Origin of the sequence: Vibrio amylolyticus, from assembly GCF_023145695.1 — a bacterium.
Taxonomy (GTDB): Bacteria; Pseudomonadota; Gammaproteobacteria; order Enterobacterales; family Vibrionaceae; genus Vibrio; species Vibrio amylolyticus.
This window is the reverse complement of the sequence record NZ_JAJHVV010000032.1, coordinates 1-1,334: the sequence shown is the minus strand read 5'-3', so window position 1 is coordinate 1,334 and position 1,334 is coordinate 1. Positions and strand designations below refer to the sequence as shown.

At 45.1% G+C, this 1,334-nt stretch carries 1 protein-coding gene; it reads left to right on the top strand.

Annotation, left to right across the window (positions count from 1 at the left end; translation table 11 throughout):
* Window positions 1–77 precede the first annotated feature (77 nt).
* A complete protein-coding gene (locus KP803_RS21735) occupies window positions 78–1,106 on the top strand; it encodes an IS110 family RNA-guided transposase (protein WP_248010944.1) in 1,029 nt (342 codons plus the stop codon).
* Window positions 1,107–1,334 lie beyond the last annotated feature (228 nt).

The following is a 1,334-nucleotide window of genomic DNA, read 5'->3' as shown; positions in this document are numbered from 1 at the left end:
AATGATATGGACTCCCTCTACCCAAGCCACAGCGTGCCATAGTTAACTATGAATACGCTTAGAAACTGGAGGTTACTATGTCCACTATTCAAACCATTGGCGTTGATCTTGCCAAGAATGTATTCAGTATTCATGGCGTGGATGCATATGGCAAGTGCGTCTTACGCAAAACAGTCAAAAGAAACAAACTCTTAGACACATTCGCCAATTTACCACCGTGCATAATTGGGATGGAAGCCTGCTCGGGAGCTCATCATTGGTCACGGGAACTAAAGAAGCTAGGTCATACGCCTAAAATTATGGCGTCTAAGTTTGTCATTCCTTATCGACAAAGTGAGAAGAATGACCCGAATGATGCTGAAGCAATTTGTGAGGCGGTTTCAAGACCTAAAACCCGTTTTGTTTCGGTTAAAAGTGAAGAGCAACAAGCTGTGCTTTGCCTACATCGAATACGCCATAGCCTAGTAAAAAATCGTACCGCGACCATTAACCAACTTCGGGGCTTGTTATCAGAGTTTGGTATTATCATTCCTCAAGGTCGCTATCCACTTCAAAAGATGGTGCCCGATATCCTCGAAGATGCCGAAAATGGCATTCCATTTCTCGCTCGGGAACTACTGAGCGATTTAGTAAATAACATCCGTCATCTTAATGAGGAGATCCTCCGCTATGATAGAAAAGTCTATCGTCTGAGCAAGGAAATGAAGCAAGCGGCTAAACTCATGGCCGTACCAGGTGTTGGTGAACACAGTGCAACAGCCATCGTTGCTACAGTAAGCGACGGTAAACAATTTGGCACCAGTCGACAGTTCGCCGCGTGGATCGGGTTAGTCCCGAGGCAGTATTCAACCGGTGGTCATGTACATCTTGGTCGTATCAGTAAAAGAGGCGAAAAACATATTCGCACTCTGCTTATTCATGGTGCGAGAGCAGTCATTGCCCGCTGTAAAGAGAAAACAGATAGAACGAGTTTATGGTTACAACAACTCGTTGAAAGACGAGGGTACAAACGAGCGGCTGTCGCCCTAGCAGCTAAGAATGCTCGAATAATCTGGGCCTTATTGACGACGGAAAACGAGTATCAAGCTAACTATATAAGCGGTTAGCTCTTACCGAGTCAAAGCAATAGCAATTGATGACAATACGGTCAGACCGAGATGTTTAAGCCTGTTTAGCAAGGAAGTAGAAAATACTGTCTAACGAATGAGGCTAGCATCAAGCGAATATCATCAGGGTGACGGATAGAATCCGATGAAACACCGAATGTAGAGCTGCTGTCCGATCCACTGTTGTCAGCGGTAGCTATTGTTGACAAAAGAGGGAGTCCATGTAGC

Excerpts from the sequence above, each read along its gene's own strand:
- KP803_RS21735 (WP_248010944.1), top strand. The coding sequence starts at position 78 with ATGTCCACTATTCAAACCATTGGCGTTGATCTTGCCAAGAATGTATTC.